This window comes from Streptomyces sp. KR80 (assembly GCF_052245555.1).
Taxonomy (GTDB): Bacteria; Actinomycetota; Actinomycetes; order Streptomycetales; family Streptomycetaceae; genus Streptomyces.
Genome location: NZ_JBQQCD010000001.1, coordinates 480,811 through 502,103 on the forward strand (window position 1 = coordinate 480,811; position 21,293 = coordinate 502,103).

Annotated in this window: 15 protein-coding genes; 7 read left to right on the forward strand and 8 right to left on the reverse strand. The window is 71.7% G+C overall.

What is annotated here, in order from left to right:
* Positions 1–56: 56 nt before the first annotated feature.
* The 3 genes from ACTWQI_RS02205 to ACTWQI_RS02215 form a co-directional block, all read right to left on the reverse strand.
* Positions 57–1,319, reverse strand: a complete 1,263-nt coding sequence (locus ACTWQI_RS02205) for an NAD(P)/FAD-dependent oxidoreductase (RefSeq protein ID WP_443266825.1) — start codon at positions 1,317–1,319, stop codon at positions 57–59.
* A gap of 267 nt (positions 1,320–1,586) precedes the next feature.
* On the reverse strand, positions 1,587–2,927 hold the full coding sequence (locus ACTWQI_RS02210) for a deoxyguanosinetriphosphate triphosphohydrolase (protein WP_443266827.1): 1,341 nt from the start codon (positions 2,925–2,927) through the stop codon (positions 1,587–1,589).
* A 48-nt stretch (positions 2,928–2,975) separates the two neighbouring features.
* Positions 2,976–3,905 (reverse strand): sirohydrochlorin chelatase, encoded by a 930-nt coding sequence (locus ACTWQI_RS02215; protein WP_443266829.1) that lies wholly within the window; start codon positions 3,903–3,905, stop codon positions 2,976–2,978.
* 385 nt (positions 3,906–4,290) lie between these two features.
* Here ACTWQI_RS02215 and ACTWQI_RS02220 point away from each other — a divergent pair, with 385 nt between their 5' ends.
* Positions 4,291–4,977, forward strand: a complete 687-nt coding sequence (locus tag ACTWQI_RS02220; protein WP_443267167.1) for a SanA/YdcF family protein — start codon at positions 4,291–4,293, stop codon at positions 4,975–4,977.
* A 131-nt stretch (positions 4,978–5,108) separates the two neighbouring features.
* Positions 5,109–7,577 carry a molybdopterin oxidoreductase family protein gene (locus ACTWQI_RS02225; protein ID WP_443266830.1) on the forward strand — a complete coding sequence of 823 codons (2,469 nt, stop codon included), beginning with the start codon at positions 5,109–5,111 and terminating at the stop codon, positions 7,575–7,577.
* A gap of 12 nt (positions 7,578–7,589) precedes the next feature.
* Here ACTWQI_RS02225 and ACTWQI_RS02230 read toward each other — a convergent pair whose 3' ends face one another.
* From ACTWQI_RS02230 to cutA, 3 genes are all read right to left on the reverse strand, one after another.
* Positions 7,590–8,060, reverse strand: a complete 471-nt coding sequence (locus ACTWQI_RS02230) for a gamma-glutamylcyclotransferase family protein (RefSeq protein ID WP_443266832.1) — start codon at positions 8,058–8,060, stop codon at positions 7,590–7,592.
* Positions 8,061–8,136: 76 nt separating this feature from the next.
* On the reverse strand, positions 8,137–9,423 hold the full coding sequence (locus tag ACTWQI_RS02235) for a streptophobe family protein (RefSeq protein ID WP_443266834.1): 1,287 nt from the start codon (positions 9,421–9,423) through the stop codon (positions 8,137–8,139).
* Positions 9,424–9,537: 114 nt separating this feature from the next.
* Positions 9,538–9,888: a divalent-cation tolerance protein CutA gene (gene cutA, locus ACTWQI_RS02240; protein WP_443266836.1), complete on the reverse strand. Its 351-nt coding sequence runs from the start codon at positions 9,886–9,888 to the stop codon at positions 9,538–9,540.
* Between the two features lie 218 nt (positions 9,889–10,106).
* On the opposite strand from cutA, the gene ACTWQI_RS02245 reads away from it, so the two are divergent.
* From ACTWQI_RS02245 to ACTWQI_RS02265, 5 genes are all read left to right on the forward strand, one after another.
* Positions 10,107–11,522, forward strand: a complete 1,416-nt coding sequence (locus tag ACTWQI_RS02245) for an NAD(P)/FAD-dependent oxidoreductase (RefSeq protein ID WP_443266838.1) — start codon at positions 10,107–10,109, stop codon at positions 11,520–11,522.
* Positions 11,522–14,143: a nitrite reductase large subunit NirB gene (gene nirB / locus ACTWQI_RS02250; RefSeq protein WP_443266840.1), complete on the forward strand. Its 2,622-nt coding sequence runs from the start codon at positions 11,522–11,524 to the stop codon at positions 14,141–14,143. The genes ACTWQI_RS02245 and nirB overlap by 1 nt, the downstream gene beginning before the upstream one ends.
* Positions 14,143–14,496: a nitrite reductase small subunit NirD gene (gene nirD / locus ACTWQI_RS02255; protein WP_443266841.1), complete on the forward strand. Its 354-nt coding sequence runs from the start codon at positions 14,143–14,145 to the stop codon at positions 14,494–14,496. The genes nirB and nirD overlap by 1 nt, the downstream gene beginning before the upstream one ends.
* Positions 14,497–14,588: 92 nt before the next feature.
* Complete coding sequence (locus ACTWQI_RS02260; protein ID WP_443266843.1) at positions 14,589–15,518, forward strand: oxidoreductase; 930 nt, start codon at positions 14,589–14,591, stop codon at positions 15,516–15,518.
* Between the two features lie 148 nt (positions 15,519–15,666).
* Positions 15,667–16,827: an alkaline phosphatase PhoX gene (locus tag ACTWQI_RS02265; protein WP_443266844.1), complete on the forward strand. Its 1,161-nt coding sequence runs from the start codon at positions 15,667–15,669 to the stop codon at positions 16,825–16,827.
* Here ACTWQI_RS02265 and ACTWQI_RS02270 read toward each other — a convergent pair.
* Together ACTWQI_RS02270 and ppdK are read right to left on the reverse strand one after the other, a co-directional pair.
* Positions 16,805–17,881, reverse strand: coding sequence for a helix-turn-helix domain-containing protein (locus ACTWQI_RS02270; RefSeq protein WP_443266846.1), 1,077 nt, complete (start codon positions 17,879–17,881; stop codon positions 16,805–16,807). The two genes, ACTWQI_RS02265 and ACTWQI_RS02270, sit on opposite strands and share 23 nt — an antisense overlap.
* A gap of 618 nt (positions 17,882–18,499) precedes the next feature.
* Positions 18,500–21,232: a pyruvate, phosphate dikinase gene (ppdK, locus tag ACTWQI_RS02275; RefSeq protein WP_443266848.1), complete on the reverse strand. Its 2,733-nt coding sequence runs from the start codon at positions 21,230–21,232 to the stop codon at positions 18,500–18,502.
* Between the last annotated feature and the right edge of the window lie 61 nt (positions 21,233–21,293).

The following is a 21,293-nucleotide window of genomic DNA, read 5'->3' on the forward strand; positions in this document are numbered from 1 at the left end:
CGGAGGCTACCCAGGCGGGGGAGGCAGCCGGAAACCGTTTTCCGCACCCGGAGCTGCTACGGGAGCAGCGACACCAGGGAGACGCCCGGATCCGCGAGGGCGTCCTGGTCCACGATGTGACGGGAGTGGATCAGCCGCTGGATCGGATCGGTGACGTCCCAGACCCCTACGTTCATGCCCGCGAGGACCCGCCCCTCGCCGAGCCAGAAAGCGATGAATTCGCGCTTGGCGACATCGCCCCGCAGCAGCACCCGGTCGTAGCTGCCGGGCGGCGCGAATCCGGAGTACTCGAGCCCGACGTCGTACTGGTCGGAGAAGAAGTACGGCACCCGGTCGTAGCTGACCTGCCGGCCGAGCATGGCACGCGCCGCGGCAGGGCCGCCGTTCAGGGCATTGGCCCAGTGCTCCACGCGCAGCCGGGTGCCGAACAGCGGGTGCTCGGCGGCGGCGACGTCCCCCGCGGCGTAGATGTCCGGGTCGGAGGTGCGGAGCGAGGCGTCGACGGCGATGCCGCCGCCGTCCGCCCGGTCGACCATGGCCAGCCCGGCGGACTCGGCGAGCCCGGTTCGGGGTGCCGCACCGATCGCGGCCAGGACGCTGTGGGCCGGGTGCTCCTCGCCGTCGTCCGTACGAGCGGCCAGCACCATGCCGTCCTGGCCGACGATCTCGGTGAGCCGGGTGCCGAACTGGAAGCGGACCCCGTGCTCACGGTGCAGATCGGTGAAGAGCGAGCCGAGTTCGGGTCCGACGACGGTGTGCAGCGGCGTCGGCTGGGGTTCGACCACCGTGACCTCGGCGCCGTATCCGCGGGCCGCCGCGGCGACTTCGAGGCCGATCCAGCCCGCGCCCGCGATGACCAGGTGCCCGTTGTCCCGGCCGAGGGTCGCCAGGACCCCGCGCAGCCGCTCGGCGTGGGCGAGGCGGCGCAGGTGGTGGACGCCGGCGAGGTCGGTACCGGGGATGTCGAGGCGGCGGGGCTCGGCCCCGGTGGCGAGCAGCAGTTTGTCGTAGTGGATGCGAGTGCCGTCTCCGAGCGTGATCGCCTTGGCGGTACGGTCGAGCTGGACGGCGGGCTGGCCGAGGTGCAGCTCGATCTCGGCCTGCGCGTACCAGGCCGGCTCGTGGACGAACACGCTGTCGCGCTCCTCGGCACCGGTCAGATAGCTCTTGGACAGCGGCGGGCGCTCATAAGGGTGGTCGCGCTCGTCGCAGACGAGGATCACCCGCCCGGTGAAGTTCTCCGAGCGGAGGGCCTCCGCGGCCTTCGCTCCTGCCAGCCCTCCTCCGACGATGACGAACGTCTGGTGTGCGTCGACCACTTGGTGCCTCCTCGCTGCCGGGCGTCACGCCTGAAAGCCTGAATTCCATGGTCCCCCCGCTCTGCTCACCTCAAGCGAGCCTCCCGCACGGAGCGTGAGGCCGAAAGAGGGGCCTTACGGAAGGGGCACGGCTGTGCGGGACCGCTGGGGCGCGCCGCCACCGCACCCGCCGCCGCTCCTGCGACCCGCACACCTGCCCCCACGGCACACCTGCCCGCACCTGCCACCGCGCACGCCGCCGCACTCGCATCGCGCCACCTTCACCGCTCACCGGCCATGGGTGAGCCGGGCATGCAAGGTGCGGGCCGCGGCGTCGGTCAGCGCGGCGATCTGGTCGACGACGACCCGCTGCCGCTCCCTGTCGTCCTCGGCGGCCGCGTGCAGTGCGCGGAACTGCGGATCGAGGCCGTCGGGCGCACGGGCATCGAGCGCCTCGGCCAGTTCGGTGAGGACGATCCGCTGCTCGGCACGGACCCGCTCCTGCTCCGCACGCTGCATGACGTAGAGATCGGCGACGGCCTTGAGGACCGCGCACTCCAGACGGATGGCGCGCGGCACGACCAGCTCCGCGCCGTACCGGGTGAGCCGCCAACTGCCGTACGCCTCCCGGGTGGCGCCTTCCGCGGCGAGGCAGAAACGCCCGATGAGCTGGCTGGTGGCGTCCTTCAGCCGGGCCTGGGCGACCGCGGAACCGTCGTAGCCGTGCGGCCACCACTCCTGGTCGAGGAGCCGGTCCAGGGCCTCGGCGAGTTCGGCGGGGTCGGTCCCGGGCGGGGCATAGCGGCCGACGGCGCAGCCGAAGATCTCCTGGCGCTCGGGCTCGGCCAGCAGCATGTTGGGGTCGAGATGGCCGGCGTGGAGGCCGTCCTCGACGTCGTGGACGGAGTACGCCACGTCGTCCGACCAGTCCATCACCTGTGCCTCGAAGCACTGCCGGTGCGGCGGCGCTCCCTCCCTTATCCAGACGAACAGGGGGAGGTCGTCCTCGTAGACCCCGAACTTCCGGGAGCCGGGATCGGTCGGGTGGTCACCGCGCGGCCAGGGATATTTGGTCGCCGCGTCCAGGGCCGCACGGGTGAGGTTCAGCCCGACGCTGACGAGCTCGCCCGCGTCGTCGTGCACAAACCGCTTGGGTTCGAGGCGGGCGAGCAGCCGCAGCGACTGCGCGTTGCCCTCGAACCCCCCGCAGTCCTTGGCGAACTCGTCGAGAACCTGCTCGCCGTTGTGTCCGAACGGCGGGTGGCCGAGGTCGTGGGCGAGGCAGGCGACCTCGACGAGGTCCGGGTCGCAGCCGAGGGCGGCGCCGAGTTCCCGGCCGACCTGCGCGCATTCGAGTGAGTGAGTCAGCCGGGTACGCGGGCTGGCGTCCCACGCGAGGGACTGCTCCCCCGGGGTGACGACCTGGGTCTTCCCGGCGAGGCGGCGGAGCGCGGCGGAGTGCAGGACACGGGCCCGGTCGCGCTGGAACGCGGTGCGGCCGGGGCGCTTGTCGGGCTCGGCCGCCCAGCGCTCGGTATCGGCCTCGCTGTACGGCTGCGGCGGCGGTGCACTGCTCGTCTGCAGCGCGCCGCTAGCGGGGAAAAGGTCCGTCCGGTCATTGCCTGCCATACCTGGACGGTAACGGGCGCAGCCGGACGGCGGAGGTATGCCCGCGCGTCACGCCGTCGCGAGATGGGCCTCTCCGGTGTGGGCGGCGGAGGTCATGGCCGAGCGGGCGGCGGCCCCGGAGGCGGGGGCCTCGTCGTAGCGGTGCAGCACCAGCCGGGCGAGCGCCGGGTGCGCACCGAGCGGAGCGGCGGCGATGCCGGGGGCGTCCGCCGCGCTCTGGGTCGCGAAGCGACCAGGGGCGGTGAAGTACGAGGCGAGGGCGATCCGGTGCCGGCCGCGGGCCCGGAGCGCGGCGACCGCCTGGGACACGCTGGGGGCGGCGGAGGCGTAGGCGGGGAGCACCGGCACACCGCCGAGCCGGGCGCTGAGCAGTTCGGCCGTACGTGTGGTGTCGGCGGCCGAGTCCGGGTCGCGCGAGCCGGATGCCGCCAGCACGATGCCGCACCGGGCGGCCTGGGCGGCGCGGGAGGGCAGCCGCCATCCGGCCTCGGTGAGCCGGGCGTAGAGGGCCTCGACGAGCAGCGGATGCGGGCCGAGCGGAGCGGCGATGCCGCCCCGCAGGTGGGGCGCGGCGGCGAGGGTCTGCGGGATGTCCTGCTTGACGTGGTAGCCGCGGCCGAGGAGCAGAGGCACCAGCACGGCGTCCCCGCGCAGCTCGTCGAGCGTGTCGGGCAGCAGTGGGGCGTTGAGCTCGATGTGCCCGAGCCGCACCGGCAGGCCGGGGCGCATGGCGCGGACGAGGTCCAGCAGGGCGGTGACGGTGCGCAGCGCCTCGGGGTCGCGGCTGCCGTGGGCGACGGCGACGAGCGTCGGGGGGCCCGCGGCGCGCCGGGACCGCATCGAGGTCTGCGGGCGCCGCAGGCTCCGGGCTCCGGCCCGCGGGAGCTGGGTGCTGAGCTGTGCGGTGATCTGTGTCATGAGCTGCGCCGTGCTGTCGAGGTGGACGGTGGTTCCTGGATGAGGTGTCGACGCCGTCATGCAGAGATTCTGGCGAGCGGGCGTTGCCGCGCCGTTGCGGCGGGGTGACAGCTGATTTCCGGGCCCTCACCGGACCGGGGAGACAGCGGGGATGTCACACGCACCGGTGAAGGTGGCCGTCGGACGTGTCTCCGGCGAACTCTTGCACGCTTCCGATCGTCGTTGAGGGTGGGGATCGGAGCCGATCAGGGGAGGGGCCATGTGGAAACGGCTGCTGTCGCACATTCGACGGACTGCGCGCGGGTCGGAGGGCGCGCCGGCGGCGCCGGAGGCGCTGATCGACACAGCGAAGCTGATCGACACGGCGAATGGGTGGGAGGTGCCTCACGGCGGTAGTCCCCCCGGGCGGGACGGCCCGACTGGGCGAGTCCGGAGGCGAGGGCGCCTGGAACGGGCTGCGCGATGGCTGAGGCAGGGGCGCCCGCGCGACGGTCGTCGGGGGAAACGACGGGCGGTGCGGGCCGCGGTGCTGGGATGCGTGCTGGCACTGATGCCTGCCACCTGGATGCACGCGACGGCGTCGCCGCGGGTGCGGGAGGCGTTCGATGCGCCGTCGGCGCCGGTGGCCGTCGTCTTCGGGGCGGGCCTGTGGCAGGGCGGCCCGACGCCGTATCTTGCGCACCGACTGGATGCGGCGGCCGAGCTGTACCGCGCGGGGCGGATCCAGGTCGTGCTGGTCAGCGGCGACAACAGCCGCACCGACTACGACGAGCCGGGGGCGATGCGTGCGTACCTCAGCGCGCGCGGCGTGCCGGACGCCCGGATCGTCAGCGATTACGCCGGGTTCGACACCTGGGACTCCTGTGTGCGGGCGAAGCAGATCTTCGGAGTCGACCGGGCCTTGCTGATCAGCCAGGGCTTCCACATACGGCGTGCGCTGGCGCTGTGCGACGCGGCGGGGATCGACGCCTACGGCGTGGGCGTGGCGGAACCGCGGGATGCCACGTGGTGGTACGGCGGGCTTCGGGAGCTGGGAGCGGCGGGCAAGGCCGCACTGGACGTGGCCCTCCGGCCCACTCCCCGCTTCCTCGGGCCGCGCGAGCCCGATGTCGACCTGGCCCTCGCGGACTGAGGCGGGCGCAGCCCTGGCCCGGAGGGTGAGTCACGCCTCACCTGGCGGATCGCCGTCCGCTGAGGTGCCCGTGCGGCAGGTGTAACCGGGCAGGGCTCGACGTGTAACACGCACGACGCATGCTGGACGGCATGCACAGCGACACCGCCGCACCCGCCCCGCCCGTCGAGACCCACTGTCCCTACTGCGCGCTGCAATGCGGGATGGGCCTGCGGCCGGGAGCGGACAGCGGCGAGGTCGAGGTGGTGGAGCGCACCGCATTCCCGGTCAATCAGGGAGCCCTGTGCGGAAAGGGGCGTACCGCCCCCGCCGTCCTCTCCTCCCGGGTGCGCCTGACCGAGCCCCTGATCCGTCGCCACGCCACAGGCACGCTCGAACCGGCTTCCTGGGAGGAGGCCCTCGACCGGATCGCCGAAGGTCTGACGCGGACGCGCGCGCAGCACGGCGCGGACGCGGTCGGAGTCTTCGGCGGCGGAGGCCTGACCAACGAGAAGGCCTACGCGCTGGGCAAGTTCGCCCGGGTCGTGCTCGGCACCTCGCAGATCGACTACAACGGCCGGTTCTGCATGTCCTCGGCCGCCGCCGCCCACCAGCGGGCATTCGGCCTGGACCGGGGGCTGCCGTTCCCCCTGGCCGACATCCCGCGCACCGGGTGCGTCATCCTCGTCGGCTCCAACCTCGCCGAGACCATGCCGCCCGCCCTGCGCTTTCTCACCGAGCTGAAAGAGAACGGCGGCAAGCTGATCGTCGTCGATCCGCGCCGCACCCGCACCGCCGAACAGGCCGACCTCCACCTCGCGCCCCGGCCCGGCACGGACCTCGCACTCGCGCTCGGTCTGCTGCATCTGGTCGTCGCCGAGGGGAGGGTGGACGAGGAGTTCGTCGCCGCCCGTACGACCGGCTGGCCCGAGGCCCGGGCCGCCGCGATGGCGCACTGGCCCGAACTGGTCGAGCGGATCACCGGCGTGCCGCTCCCCCACCTCCGTGAGACGGTCGCCCTCTTCTGCGGCGCCCCGTCGTCGATGGTGCTCACCGCGCGCGGCCCGGAACAGCAGTCGAAGGGCACGGATACCGTCGGTGCCTGGATCAACCTGTGCCTGGCGACCGGCCGGGCCGGGCGTCCGCTATCCGGCTACGGCTGCCTCACCGGCCAGGGCAACGGCCAGGGCGGCCGCGAACACGGCCAGAAGGCCGACCAGTTGCCCGGTTACCGCAAGCTCGTGGACCCGGCGGCCCGCGCCCACGTGGCCGGGGTGTGGGGCGTCGACCCCGACGACCTGCCGGGACCCGGCCGCAGCGCGTACGAGCTTCTGGACGCGCTCGGCACGGACGTGAAGTCGCTACTGCTGATGGGCTCCAACCCCGTGGTGTCCGCGCCACGCGCGGCCCACATCGAGGAGCGACTGCGCTCGCTGGACTTTCTCGCCGTCGCCGACGTCGTCCTCTCGGAGACCGCACAGCTCGCCGATGTGGTGCTGCCCGTCACCCAGTGGGCGGAGGAGACCGGCACCACGACCAACCTCGAGGGCAGGGTCATCCTGCGCCGCAAGGCCCTCTCCGCTCCCCCCGGGGTGCACACGGACCTGGAGGTGCTCCACGGCCTCGCCACCCGCCTCGGCTGGGAGAAGGGCTTCCCGACCGATCCCGAGGAGGTCTTCGACGAGCTGCGCCGCGCGTCCGCCGGCGGCCCGGCCGACTACTCCGGCATCACCTACCGCCGGATCGTCGAGGAGGACGGCGTGTTCTGGCCATGCCCGGACGCTCCCGCTGTGGGGTCTACAACGTCCGGGGCACCCTCGGCGACGGCCGACACGCGCGCCGCTGCCGACGCCCCCGGCGCCTCCTCGGACGTGTCCCCGCTCGCCCCGCCGCGGGACGACGCGGCGAACGAGCACCGGGCCGAAGCGGCGCTCGGTGCGGGGGGCGCGCCAACCGCGGTCCCCGCGGCCGATGAAACACCCCTCGGGCCGCTCCCGGACGATCCGGCGAACGACTACGCCGCTGAACCGGCGACCACCTCCGCCCGAGGCTTCGGGAACGACGGCGTCGTTCCCGAGAGCACAGGGCCAAGGAGTGACCGTGCCGGAGCTCACCCCGGCACGCCCCGGCTGTTCCTCGACCGGTTCGCGACCGACGACGGCCGGGCCCGCTTCGTACCGGTCTCGCACCGCCCCGCAGCCGAGGAGCCGGACGCCGACTATCCAGTGCTGCTGACGACGGGCCGGGTCGTCTCCCAGTACCAGTCAGGTGCGCAGACCCGGCGCGTGGACGAGCTGAACGCCGCCGCCCCCGGGCCGTTCGTGCAGCTGCATCCACAGCTCGCCGACCGCGTCGGCGTGGCCGAAGGCGAGCCCGTCGCAGTCGTCTCCCGCCGCGGCACGGCCGTCGCGCCCGCACAGATCACCCGGGACATCCGCCCGGACACCGTCTTCATGCCCTTCCACTGGCCGGGCGAGGGGCGCGCCAACTCGCTCACCAATCCCGCGCTCGACCCGATCTCCCGGATGCCCGAGTTCAAGGTCTGCGCGGTCCGCCTGGAGCCGGCCGCCCCGGAAGGCCCTGGCCGGAGGGCCGAAATGGACCCGCCCGCCCGGCTCTGAGAACCCGACGCCTCAGTGGGCCCTCCAGTCTCCGCCCTGGACGCGCGTGCCGGACGCCCGCAGCCGCTTCGCCACCTCGTCCGAGGCCAGATAGACCCAGGAGCGGACCGTCCGGCCGTCGGCGAGCCGCACCTCGCGAGCGACGCGCTCGTAGAGGTTGCCGGGGTCACCGGGGGCATAGTCCTCCAGCTCGTCCAGGGCGGCGAGCAGCGCGTCGTAGTGGTCTGCGATGGGCGTGATGAGCTCTCCGCGGACCTCGGCTCCCCCGTCGTCCGCAGCCGCCGCCACGCCGTACGGATAGCCCGGCCCCTCGTAGAGCACCACGCCGCGCATCCGCCCCGGCTCCTCGGCAGCGGTCCGGCCCTGCACAAACCGGTCGTGATTCACCTGCCCCGGCCGCAGCGTCCCGTAGACGAAGAAAGGAAGGCGCTCCACCGGCACGCGGCTCCTCTCATCCGGTTCAGCCGGTTCATCCGGTCTCATCGCACCCATCCCACCGCATCCGGGCCCCCGAGCGCTGCGCCGCCTGCCGGGAGGCAGCTGGGCGAGTGCCCCCAGCTCACTCCACCTTTCCCGGGTGCCGTACGCGCGATGCGAGCAGGCTGCCTAGGAAGCCCGCGACCAGCCCCCACAGGAGCCCAAACCCCACGAGCGGCAGAAGATTCGGCTGCAGCGAGACCTCCCCTCCCAGGCCACCGCCGAGGTCCCCGACGCCGATCAGCGACAGGCCGTACTGTGCCGAGACGCGGGTGAGCAGCCCGATGACGAGCAGGGTGATCCCCAGGGCCAGCGCCATGTGCACGGCGTGCCGCCACGGCGGGATATGAGCCGTCCGATGGGGCGGCGTGCGGACCGCTGCGACGACTCCGGCCGCGAGCAGCAGCACGGCGGACACCACGACGAGCAACCAGGCCCGGTCGTCGTGTTCCGCGATCGAGCCCAGGTCGAGGGTGGCGTCGCCGCCGCGGGTACGGAGCACCTCGCCGAGCACCTGCGGCATGGGCAGCCCGATGCCCTCCACGACATGGCCGTGCCACGAGCCGCCGATCCCGGCACCGAAGGCCATCCAGACCAGATTCGGCAGAGCGAGCAGCGCGACGGCGACGGTGTCGGCCGGATGATCCCCGGTGATGGCCTCGACGACCGCGATGACCAGCCCGATCGCGACACAGCAGAGCAGCACCGACAGCATGGCGTACGCGGCCGGGCGTGCCGCCTCCCGGAGGTGCAGCAGCCGCGACGGCAGCGGCGCCCGGCTCGAGACGATGACGCCGAGCGCGAGTACGCCGAGCAGCCAGAGGAGTCCGAAGCCGAGCGTGGGAACGACTTCGGCGCGGAACCCGACGGTCGGGATCGAGCCGAGCGCCTCGCCGATGTCCTCGACGATGCCGTCCCCGACCGTGATGCGGAAGGTGTGCCGCGCGACGACGGTCAGGGCGAGGAGGGCCACGAGCCACACCGCCGCCGTACGGGCGACCCTGCCGAGCAGCTCGCGGTCGTCGACAACGGCGCGGTGACGCAGGGGCCGCAGAAAGGCGTACGCCGTCACCAGGACTCCGACGAGTGTTACGGAGAGAGGTACGGCGTCGATCGCGGCGTCCGTCTCCGCGAGGAAACCGGCGTCGCCGTGCACGTCGATCGAGCCACCCACCGCCATGATCACGGTGGCCGCGACCACCCGGGGGAACGCCCCGCCGGGCAGGTCCCCTGCTCCTGCCGCCCAGAGGCCCAGCGTGGCGACGACCCACATGGCGACCAGCCCCGCCGCCACCGCGAGGACGGCGTCCTGCCAGGCGTGGACGGATCGCCGAGCGGCACGAGCGGCACCGGTGTCCTGCGTGCTCATCCGACCCATTCATTCCACGGTAGGCATAGGTGCCCGGGTCCGCTTGCGGGCGGCGCGGGCACCCCCGCGCCGCCCGCAACCGCCCCCTGACGGCGCTCTCCGGTCATACATCGGTCACGCCATCGCGACCGGCCCCTCGTCATGGCCCACCGCCGTCTCCACATCGACCCAGGCGAGATAGTCGGCACTGCCCTGAACGATCGGCGTCGCGATGATCTCCGGAACCTCGTACGCATGGGTGCCCTCGATGTGCGCCTCCAGTTCCCGGTACCGGGCCGCGCTCGTGGTGAAGATCACCTGCCACTCCTGCGCGGTGCGCATCACGCCCTCCCAGCGGTAGACGGAGGTGATGGGCGCTGTGATCTGTGCGCAGGCCGCCAAACGACTTTCCACAGCCCCGCGGGCCAGCGCGTTGGCCTCCTCGGCACTGTCGGTGGTGGTCAGTACGGTCAGATGGTCGGCCACGGCGCTCGCTCCTCCTTCCTCGAGCTTCCCCGGGTTCCTCGACTCCCCGGTCCCGAGTTCCCCCAGTTCCCCCAGTTCCCCGCGTTTCCCCGACTGCTTTCGTCGCGACGCCCCCTCCGGCGGCTCACACGTCCAGGGCCCCTCTGCTGAGGGCAGCGTTGCGTGGGGGAAACAATGACGATGCGGGCGGGAAATGTGCGCCGCGCACGCTTCAAGGCATGCCCCCCGCGAAGAACGCCCGCACTCATCGCAGCGGCCACCGTGTGACGGTGGTCGGCGGCGGCATGGCCGCTGCCCGGCTGGTGCAGCAGCTGGCAGCCGTGCCGGGCGGCGATCGTCTGGACGTCACCGTCATCGGCGAGGAATCACACGCGCCCTACAACCGCGTCCTGCTCGCAGACGTCCTCGCAGGTCGGTACGGACCCGAGGTGATCGAGCTCCCTGCCCCGCAGTCCGCGGCCCGCTGGCTGCGTGGCGTACGGGCCGTGCGCGTCGACCGCGCCGCGGGCGAGGTGCTGTGCGACGACGGTCAGCGAGTGCCGTACGACTCACTCGTGCTGGCCACCGGGTCGAACCCGGTGCTTCCGCCGCTGCGCGGCCTCTTCGAACCGGAGGGCCACGATCTCCCGCAGGGCGTGCACGCCTTCCGCACCATGGGCGACTGCCTGGAGCTGGAGAAGACCGTACGTCCGGGGGTACGGGCCGTGGTGATCGGCGGCGGCCTGCTGGGCGTCTCGGCGGCCCGGGCGCTGGCGAGCCGCGGCGCACAGGTCGTTCTCGCGCATCAGGGCGAGCACCTCATGGAGCGTCAGCTCGACGCGGGCGCCTCCCGGCTGCTGCGCCGGCACATGGACGCCCTGGAGGTGGAGGTCCACACGGAGTGCCGCGTACGAGGGGTGAGCACCGGGCCGGACCGGGCGGTCTCCGGCGTCGAACTGGCGGACGGCTACCGGCTGGACGCCGACCTGGTCGTCATCGCCTGCGGCGTACGCCCGAGGGTGGGGCTGGCCAAGGCCGCGGGGCTGGAGGTCGCGCGGGGCATCGTCGTCGACGACGAGCTGCGGACCTCGGACCCGCGCATTCACGCGATCGGTGACTGTGCGGAGCACGACGGGGTCGTGTACGGCCTGGCGGGTCCCGCACAGGAGCAGGCCGACGTGCTCGCCCGGGTTCTCGCACGAGCAACCGCCGCCGCGGCTCCGCGCTACGGCGGAACGCGCGCGCTCACCCGGCTGACGCTGGCCACCTGGCGCAGCGCGGCCGCCACGAACGGCGCGCGCAGCGAGGCACCGGCGCACGCCTCCTCGCCCAGCGCCCCCGCCCCTGCCGCCGCTGCGGCGCAGCCGGGCGCCACCGCGGCGTCGGGCGGCAGCCCGGCAGCCGCCCACCTCGCTCCTTTCGACCTCGCCGCGTTCGGGGAGATCCACCCCGCTCCCGGCGACGACGTGGTCCACCTCTCCGACGCCACCCGGGGCGCGTACCGCAAGGTCGTCGTCCGTGGGGACCGGCTCGTCGGGGGAATTCTTCTCGGCGATCTCGGCACCGTCGGCGCGCTCGCCCGTACCTGGGAGGGCGACGAGCCGCTGCCCTCCGCTCCACTGCTCCACCTGCTCACCAATGATGGAGGCTCCTGATGCCCACCGGTACGGCGGATGCCCAGACTCGGACGTCGACGATCGTGCTGATCGGCCACGGGATGGTCGGCCAGCGGTTCCTCGAAGCACTGGCGGACCGGGGTGTGACGGAGCGGGCGCGGGTGGTCGTGCTCTGCGAGGAGCCGCGCGCGGCGTACGACCGCGTGCAGCTGACCTCGTACTTCTCCGGAAAGACGCCCGATGAACTCTCGCTCGTAGAGCCGGACTTCATGGCCCGGCACGGCATCGAGCTGCACCTCGACGACCCCGCGGAGTCCATCGACCGCGAGGCGCGCACGGTCACCTCGCGCGCCGGATTGGTCATCGAGTACGACACGCTGGTCCTGGCCACCGGCTCCTACCCGTTCGTGCCGCCCGTCCCGGGCAAGGACGCGACCGGCTGCTTCGTCTACCGGACCATCGAGGACCTGCTGGCCATCGAGGAGTACGCGAAGAACGCCACGACCGGTGCGGTCGTCGGCGGCGGGCTGCTCGGCCTGGAGGCCGCGGGAGCCCTCAAGGGACTCGGCCTGGAGACCCACATCGTGGAGTTCGCTCCGCGCCTGATGCCGGTCCAGGTCGACGAGGGCGGCGGCGCCGCGCTGCGCCGCACCATTGAGGACATGGGCCTGACCGTGCATACGGGCGTGGGCTCGAAGGAGATCACCACGGGCGACGACGGGTCGGTCGCGGGCATGGCCCTGTCCGACGGCTCGACGCTCGCCACCGACCTCGTCGTCTTCTCGGCCGGTGTCCGGCCCCGGGACCAACTCGCCCGCGACTGCGGCCTGGAGGTGGGCGAGCGCGGCGGCATCACCGTCGACGAGCGGTGTCTCACGTCCGACCCGGCCGTCTACGCCGTCGGCGAGTGCGCGCTCGCCGCCGACGGGCGGGTGTACGGCCTGGTGGCCCCCGGATACGAGATGGCGGAGACGGCCGCCGACGCGATCGCCGGGGCGGCAGACTCGTCGTCGTCTGCATTCACCGGCGCCGACACCTCCACCAAGCTGAAGCTGCTCGGCGTCGACGTCGCCTCCTTCGGCGACGCGCACGGCACGGCTGACGGCTGCCTCGACGTCGTCTACGCCGACTCCCGCTCCGGCATCTACAAGAAGCTGGTGGTCGGCGCCGACGGCACCCTGCTCGGCGGAGTGCTGGTCGGGGACGCCGACGCGTACGGCATGCTGCGCCCGCTCACCGGTTCCGTGCCGCCGCTCTCCCCCGAGCAGCTCGTGCTGCCCGCCGGAGTCGGCGCACCCGCCGCACTCGGCCCGTCCGCGCTGCCCGACGAGGCGGTCATCTGCAACTGCCACAACGTCACCAAGGGCGCCATCCGCGGCGCCGTCACCGAGCACAGCTGCACCGATGTCCCGGCCGTGAAGAAGTGCACCAAGGCCGGTACGGGCTGCGGCAGTTGCGTCAAGGTCCTCACCACGCTCGTCAACGACGAGCTGGAGGCGAGCGGCGTGACCGTGGACAAGGGGCTGTGCGGCTGCTTCGCGCACACCCGCGCAGAGCTCTACGAGATCGTGCGGGTGCGCCGCCTCACCAGCTACGCGCGCGTGCTGGACGAGCACGGGCGGGAGAGCGCCCGCGGCGGCGAGGGCTGCGAGATCTGCAAGCCGGCCGTCGCCTCGATCATCGCCTCGCTCGCGCCGACGCTGGGGGCGAGCGGATACGTCCTGGACGGCGAACAGGCCGCCCTGCAGGACACCAACGACCACTTCCTCGCCAACATGCAGCGCAACGGCTCGTACTCCGTCGTGCCGCGCGTCCCCGGTGGCGAGATCACACCGGAGAAGCTGATCGTGATCGGTGAGGTCGCGCGGGACTTCGGGCTCTACACGAAGATCACCGGCGGCCAGCGGATCGACCTGTTCGGCGCCCGCGTCGACCAGCTGCCGGCCATCTGGGCGCGGCTGGTGGACGCCGGATTCGAGTCCGGGCATGCCTACGGCAAGGCGCTGCGCACGGTGAAGTCCTGCGTCGGGCAGACCTGGTGCCGTTACGGCGTACAGGACTCGGTGCGGATGGCGATCGACCTGGAGCTGCGGTACCGCGGCCTGCGCAGTCCGCACAAGCTCAAGTCGGCGGTCTCCGGCTGCGCCCGCGAGTGCGCCGAGGCCCGGGGCAAGGACTTCGGTGTCATCGCCACGTCGAACGGCTGGAATCTGTACGTCGGGGGCAACGGCGGGGCGGATCCGCGCCACGCCGACCTGCTGGCCCAGGATCTGTCGGACGAGGAACTGGTCCGGCTCATCGACCGGTTCCTGATGTTCTACATCCGCACCGCCGACCGGCTGGAGCGCACCTCGGCCTGGCTGGAGCGGATCGAGGGCGGCCTGGACCACGTACGGGACGTGGTGGTGCACGACTCGCTCGGCCTCTGCGACGAGCTGGAGCGGCTCATGGCCGACCATGTGGCGAACTACCGCGACGAGTGGGCGGCGACCCTCGACGACCCCGACCGGCTGCAGCGCTTCGTCTCCTTCGTCAACGCGCCGGGCACCCCGGACCCGTCGGTGCAGTTCGTGCCCGAGCGCGACCAGGTCAAGCCGGATCTGACCGTGCTGGCCGGCCCCGTCCTTCCCGTCCGCACCCTTGAAGGGACCTCCGTCTGATGACCCTCGCGCCCGACAAGACCACGGTCAAGGTGGAAGTGCTGCTGGACCAGAAGTGGTTCGCGGTCTGCGATCTCGCGGCGATCACCCCCGGACGTGGGGTGGCCGCCCTGCTGCCGGACGGCCGGCAGGTCGCGGTGTTCCTCGACCGCGCCGGCACCGTGTACGCCATCGGAAACCAGGACCCGTTCACCGGGGCATACGTGCTCTCCCGCGGGCTGATCGGGCGCTCGGCGACCGGACGGACCTTCGTGGCCTCGCCGCTGCTGAAGCAGCGCTTCGATCTCGAGACGGGTCAGTGCCTGGACGACGAGTCGGTATCCGTGCAGGCCTACGCGGTGCGTACGCAGTAGCCACAGCTCGCGCCCGGGTTGCCACCGCCCTAAGCTGACTCGCGGGTAACACGGGGCGGAACGTCCCACGCCGACGCGAGGAGGGCAAGGCCATGAGCGGCTGGACCGCGAGCGACATTCCCGATCAGAGCGGGCGCACGGCCCTCGTGACGGGATCGAACAGCGGCATCGGCTACGTCACCGCGCGTGAACTCGCGCGACGTGGCGCCCAGGTGGTGCTCGCCTGCCGGAGCGAGACGCGCGGCAAGGAGGCGGAGGCCCGGATCAGGGACGAGGTGTCGCAGGCGGACGTGGAGTTCGCGCCCCTGGATCTGGCGGACCTCTCCTCCATACGGGCCTTTGTCCACGGTTTCCGGCACCAGCGGCTCGATCTGCTCATCAACAACGCAGGGGTCATGGCGCTTCCGCACCGCCGGACCGTGGACGGCTTCGAGATGCAGTTCGGGGTCAACCACCTCGGGCACTTCGCGCTGACCGGCATGCTCCTGCCGAGGCTGCTCGCCACCCCGGGCGCGCGCGTGGTGAGCGTCTCCAGCGGGATGCACCTGCTGGGGCGGATCGATCTGCGCGATCTGGGCAGCGAGCGGGGATACCGGCGCTGGGCGGTGTACGCCCGGTCCAAGAGCGCCAACCTCCTGTTCATCCACGAACTGGCGCGGCGGCTGGCGCGGATCGGCTCCGATGTGGTGGCCGCTGCGGCGCACCCGGGTTACGCGGCCACGAATCTGCAGACGGCGGCCGTGCGCATGGAGGGCCGGCGGGCGGCGGAGCGCATCATGGAGTTCGGCAATCGGTTCCTGGCGCAGTCGGCGGAGGCGGGCGCGCTGCCGACGTTGTACGCCGCCACCGCGCCCGGTGTGCGCCCCGACTCCTTCACCGGCCCGCGCCTCCAAGGCTGGCGGGGCGCGCCGACCCGCTCCTGGCGGGCGTCGTGGACCCGGGACGACGCGACCGCTGAGCAGCTATGGGGCGCGTCCGAACGTCTGACGGGCGTGACGTACGAGCCGCTCGAGGCCCGCTGAACACGGCGCGCCTACTGCCGCGCATCCGGACGGGCACGGTTCACCACCCGTTGACGCCTGGTCAATTCCGCACTCCTATGGTCCTCCGCGCTGCCCCCTTCTCCGCGGCCGCCCGGCCGCGGAGTAGACACAACACCGTGGAGTGACCATGGAACGCCGCAGCCTCCTGCGCGCAGCAGTCATCGGCACCTCGGCCGCCGTCTTCGGCGGAACCCTTTCGCACGGCGCCGCCTACGCGGCCCCCGCCCAGAACGGCCCAAGCCCGTACGGGCCGCTGGGCTCGGCCGACGCCAACGGGATCCAGCTGCCGAGCGGCTTCACCAGCCGAGTGATCGCCCGCTCCGGCCAGAACGTGTCCGGAACCTCGTACACCTGGCACAGCGCTCCCGACGGCGGCGCCTGCTTTGCCGACGGCACCGGCTGGATCTACGTCTCCAACTCCGAGATCTCGTCCACGGGGGGCGCCGGCGCCGTCAAGTTCAACTCCTCGGGCAGCATCACCGGGGCGTACCGGATCCTGTCCAACACCAACCGCAACTGTGCGGGTGGCGCCACCCCGTGGAACACCTGGCTGTCCTGTGAGGAGGTCAGCCTGGGCTACGTCTACGAGACCGACCCGTGGGGCGTGAAAGCCGCCACCCGGCGCGACGCCATGGGCCGGTTCAACCATGAAGCGGCTGCCGCCGACCCGGTGCGTAACGTGATCTACCTGACCGAGGACGCGTCGGACGGCTGCTTCTACCGGTTCGTCCCCACGACCTGGGGCAACCTCTCCTCCGGCACCCTGCAGGTGCTCAAGGCCGGGACCGGCACCTCCGGATCGTTCACCTGGGGCACGGTGCCCGACCCGGACGGCTCCCCCACCGCGACGCGCAACCAGGTCTCCGGCGCGAAGCGGTTCAACGGCGGCGAGGGCTGCCACTACGCCAACAACACCGTCTGGTTCACCACCAAGGGCGACAACCGCGTCTGGCAGATCAACCTCTCCAACAGCACCTACGAGCTGGCCTACGACGACAGCCTGGTCAACCCCGGCCCGGCCCCGCTGACCGGCGTGGACAACATCACCGGCTCGTCCTCCGGCGACCTGTTCGTCGCGGAGGACGGCGGCAACATGGAGATCTGCATCATCACCCCGGACGACATCGTCGCCCCCTTCCTGCGGATCAACGGCCACTCCAGCTCCGAGGTCACCGGACCGGCCTTCTCCCCCAACGGCAAGCGGCTGTACTTCTCCAGCCAGCGCGGCTCGAGCGGCAGCTCCTCCGGCGGCATCACCTATGAGGTCACCGGCCCGTTCCGGTCGTAGCCGGCGCTGCCGGGACCTCGTCGGCCCGCGCGGTCGCGGCCGCATTCGATAACTCGGGCAGATCCGGCACCGCTGCGGCGCCGCCCCGCAACAGGGCGGCGCCCAGCGGTGTCAGTGTGTGCAGCACGGCGTTGCCGTGCCGCAACGTCACCACCAGACCGGCCTCCCGCAGCACGCTCGCGTGCTGGCTGGCCGAGGCGGCGGACACGCCGACCCTGCGGGCGAGCTCGCTGGTGGTGCAGCCGTTGCCGATGGTCTGCAGCACCGCGGAGCGGGTGTGCCCGACGAGCTTGCCCAGCGAGTTGACGTCCGCGTCGGTGGCGTTCAGCGGAACCGCGGGGCCCAACTCGGCGGTGTGCTGCACCGGGTAGACCAGGACCGGGGTGAGGTCCCGGTCGTGGTACGTCACCGGGGTGCGGCGGCAGAAGAACGAGGGCTGGAGCAGCAGGCCCCGGCCTCCGAGGTACAGATCCCGGTCGACCGGATAGTCCGCCTCCAACACCGGCGGGCGCCAGCGCATCGTCGTGGGCAGCGAGGCCAGCAACTGGTCGGCGCCGCCGTCCAACAGGGCGCGGCCACGCGCCGCCCGGTCGGCCTCGATCCTGGCCCGGATATGCGGCCAGTACGGGGCGACGGCGGCCCGGTGATAGCTCCGCAGCGCGCCGATCAGCCTGCCGAGCGCCGTGCTGTCGCCGTCCGCGAGGGAATCCCCCCAGCCCGGCCGGGAGCGCAGGGTGCCGAGCAGCGACAGATCGCGCTGCAGGCGGCGTACCGGTGTCTCGCGCAGCGCCTCGATCGCCGGCTCCAGGCCGAGAACGCCTTCCGGCGGAGTCAGGAAATCAGGGAAATAGCCGCGCGAGGGAACCAGCGTGGCCAGCAGACGTGTTTCACCATTCAACCGGGCACGGGTTTCGCCGCGCCATTGTCCGTAGACCGCAGCCCCCTGTTTGTCTCGTAACCGGTGAAAGCTGAGGACGGATTCCCAGAGTGCGTCCGGACGAGCGGCTATCCGGACCCGAGCGAGGTCGAGCCCGGTGAAATGGATGCGTAGCACCAAACCCCCACAAGTGGCCCCCCGCCTTTGTCCCAGCTATCGAGTATGCACTCCGGCACTGTCGGTGACCACGTCCTTTTAGCCACAGTTGAAACGGGTCGCGGGGATACGGGCAGAAACGAAATGCTGGGAGACGTCGGACACACGGAAGACGCCGATGGGGCTGTTGTGGGGGCAGTGCGGCCGATCTTCCGGGCGGCTTTGGGTACCGCCTCGCGTCCGGCACGGGTTACGGCCTGCGGTCCGGTGCACTCGAGCCCGCCCGGACCGCGGGCCGACGACCCACCTCCCCGCATCACCGAAAAATCCGCCCGGGATTTCCCGGGCGGATTCTTTTGTGTTTTTTTACGTTCCAACCGGGCGGTATGCCGCTCAACTCGACTGTCCTGCAGTGAACTTGACGTCCCCCAGCCACTTCCCCCAGCGGTAGCTGGGAGAGATTGCTGGGAAGTGCCCCTCGCCTTCGAACTCACCGAGTGCGTCGTACGTCACACGAAAAGAGGTGCGGGGGCGGCACCTCCGCACAAGGTGCCGCCCCCTTTTCAGGTGCCGGAGCCGCCGCCGGGCTGAGGGTCGGGGTACCCCACGGCTGCTCCGGTGGTCTGCCGCCTGCCGCACTCAGCGGGAGTCGCTGCCCTTGCTCTGCGCCGCAGCGCGGCCGGCCTCCAGGCGCGCCACCGGAATCCGGAACGGCGAACAGGAGACGTAGTCCAGGCCCACCTCGTGGAAGAAGTGGACGGACTCCGGGTCGCCGCCATGCTCGCCGCAGACACCGAGTTTGAGGTCGGGGCGGGTGGCCCGGCCAGCGTGCACGGCATTGCGTACCAGCGAGCCGACGCCGTCCTTGTCGATCGTTTCGAAGGGCGAGATCCCGAAGATGCCCTTCTCCAAGTACGCGGTGAAGAAGCTCGCCTCGACGTCGTCGCGGGAGAAGCCCCACACGGTCTGGGTGAGGTCGTTGGTCCCGAAGGAGAAGAACTCCGCAGCCTCGGCGATCTGACCGGCGGTCAGCGCGGCGCGCGGCAGCTCGATCATCGTGCCGAGCGCGAGCTTCAGCTCGACGCCGGTGGCCTGCTCGACCTCCTTGATGACCTTCTCCGCGTCCTCGCGGACGATTTCCAGCTCCTGGACGGTGCCGACGAGCGGAATCATGATCTCCGCACGCGGGTCGCCCTTCGCCTCGAGCCGCTGCGCCACGGCCTCCGCGATCGCCCGGACCTGCATGCTGAACAGGCCGGGGATGACCAGCCCGAGGCGGACTCCGCGCAGACCGAGCATCGGGTTCTGCTCATGCAGCCGGTGCACGGCCTGGAGCAGCCGGAGGTCGTTCTCGTTGGCGTCCCGGCGGGCCTCGGCGAGCGCCACGCGGACCGACAGCTCGGTGATGTCGGGCAGGAACTCGTGCAGCGGCGGGTCGAGGAGCCGGATGGTGACGGGCAGCCCGTCCATCGCCTCGAAGAGCTCGACGAAGTCGCCCTTCTGCAGCGGCAGCAGGGCGTCGAGGGCCTGGCCCCGCTCGTCCTCGGTGTCGGCCAGGATCAGGCGCTCGACCAGCTCGCGCCGCGCGCCGAGGAACATGTGCTCGGTGCGGCACAGCCCGATGCCCTGTGCGCCGAAGCGGCGGGCGCGAGCGGCGTCCTCGGCGTTGTCGGCGTTGGCCCGTACCCGCAGCCTGCGCACCCGGTCCGCGTACGCCATGATCCGGTGCACGGCCTTGACCAGCTCGTCGGCGTCGTCGGCGCCCGCGTGCATCCGGCCCTCGAAGAACTCGACGACCGGGGACGGGACCACCGGCACCTCGCCGAGGTAGACCTTGCCGGACGAGCCGTCGATGGAGACCAGGTCGCCCTCCTCGACGACGACACCGCCGGGCGCGGTGAGCCGCCGCCGCTTGGTGTCGACCTCCAGCTCCTCGGCGCCGCAGACACAGGTCTTGCCCATGCCGCGGGCGACGACGGCGGCGTGCGAGGTCTTGCCGCCGCGCGAGGTGAGGATGCCCTCGGCGGCGATCATGCCGTTGAGATCGTCGGGGTTGGTCTCGCGGCGGATGAGGATGACCTTCTCGCCGGAGCGGGACCACTTGACCGCGGTGTACGAGTCGAACACCGCCTTGCCGACGGCCGCGCCCGGGGAGGCGGCGATGCCCCGGCCGATCCGCTCCGCCTTCGCGCTCTCGTCGAAGCGCGGGAACATCAGCTGCGCGAGCTGCGCGCCGTTGACCCGCTGAAGTGCCTCCGCCTCGTCGATCAGACCCTGGTCGACCAGCTGGGTGGCGATCCGGAAGGCGGCGCCCGCGGTGCGCTTGCCGACGCGCGTCTGAAGCATCCACAACTGGCCGCGCTCGATGGTGAACTCGATGTCGCACAGATCCTTGTAGTGCGTCTCGAGGGTTTCCATGATCTGCATCAGCTGGTCGTACGACGTCTTGTCGATCTGCTCCAGATCGGCGAGCGGCACGGTGTTGCGGATGCCGGCGACGACGTCCTCGCCCTGCGCGTTCTGCAGGTAGTCGCCGTAGACGCCCTGGTGGCCGCTGGCGGGGTCGCGGGTGAAGGCGACGCCGGTGCCGGAGTCGGGGCCGAGGTTGCCGAAGACCATCGAGCAGACGTTGACCGCGGTGCCGAGGTCGTGCGGGATGCGCTCCTGGCGGCGGTAGAGCTTGGCGCGCTCGCCGTTCCACGAGTCGAAGACCGCGTTGATGGCCAGGTCCATCTGCTCGCGCGGCTCCTGCGGGAACTCCCGGCCGGTCTCCTTGAGGACGATGTCCTTGAACTGCTCGACGAGCTGCCTGAGGTCGGCGGCGTCGAGATCGACGTCGACCGTCACGCCCTTGGCCCGCTTGGCCTCCTCCAGCGCCTCCTCGAAGAGGTCGCCGTCGACATCGAGCACGGTCTTGCCGAACATCTGGATCAGCCGGCGGTACGAGTCCCAGGCGAAGCGCTCGTCGCCGGCCTGGGCCCCGAGCCCGGCGACGGACTCGTCGGAGAGGCCGATGTTCAGGACGGTGTCCATCATGCCGGGCATGGAGAACTTGGCGCCGGAGCGCACGGACACCAGGAGGGGATTGTCCGGCTGGCCGAGCTTCTTGCCCATCTTCTGTTCGAGGGCGTCGAGGTGCGCACTCACCTCGTCACGCAGGGCCGAGGGCTCGCTGCCGGTCTCGAGGTAGACCTTGCAGGCCTCGGTCGTGATGGTGAAGCCCGGAGGGACGGGCAGACCGAGGTTGGTCATCTCGGCGAGGTTGGCCCCCTTCCCGCCGAGCAGGTCCTTGAGGTCCTTGTTGCCCTCCGTGAAGTCGTAAACGAACTTCTGGGGCGAAGGGGATACGTGGGGATCTTTGTTTTCCGACACGGGATCTCGACACCTCGCTGGGGGTACCCCCGGACGGAGTCTGGGGGAGGCTGCCCTGACG

What these genes read in the sequence shown, in the direction of transcription:
- ACTWQI_RS02210 (WP_443266827.1), bottom strand. Translation starts at nt 2,927, where the DNA reads ATGGCAGGCAATGACCGGACGGACCTTTTCCCCGCTAGCGGCGCGCTG.
- ACTWQI_RS02215 (WP_443266829.1), bottom strand. Translation starts at nt 3,905, where the DNA reads ATGACGGCGTCGACACCTCATCCAGGAACCACCGTCCACCTCGACAGC.
- ACTWQI_RS02225 (WP_443266830.1), top strand. Translation starts at nt 5,109, where the DNA reads ATGCACAGCGACACCGCCGCACCCGCCCCGCCCGTCGAGACCCACTGT.
- ACTWQI_RS02230 (WP_443266832.1), bottom strand. Translation starts at nt 8,060, where the DNA reads ATGAGACCGGATGAACCGGCTGAACCGGATGAGAGGAGCCGCGTGCCG.
- ACTWQI_RS02235 (WP_443266834.1), bottom strand. Translation starts at nt 9,423, where the DNA reads ATGAGCACGCAGGACACCGGTGCCGCTCGTGCCGCTCGGCGATCCGTC.
- ACTWQI_RS02245 (WP_443266838.1), top strand. Translation starts at nt 10,107, where the DNA reads ATGCCCCCCGCGAAGAACGCCCGCACTCATCGCAGCGGCCACCGTGTG.
- nirB (WP_443266840.1), top strand. Translation starts at nt 11,522, where the DNA reads ATGCCCACCGGTACGGCGGATGCCCAGACTCGGACGTCGACGATCGTG.
- nirD (WP_443266841.1), top strand. Translation starts at nt 14,143, where the DNA reads ATGACCCTCGCGCCCGACAAGACCACGGTCAAGGTGGAAGTGCTGCTG.
- ACTWQI_RS02260 (WP_443266843.1), top strand. Translation starts at nt 14,589, where the DNA reads ATGAGCGGCTGGACCGCGAGCGACATTCCCGATCAGAGCGGGCGCACG.
- ACTWQI_RS02265 (WP_443266844.1), top strand. Translation starts at nt 15,667, where the DNA reads ATGGAACGCCGCAGCCTCCTGCGCGCAGCAGTCATCGGCACCTCGGCC.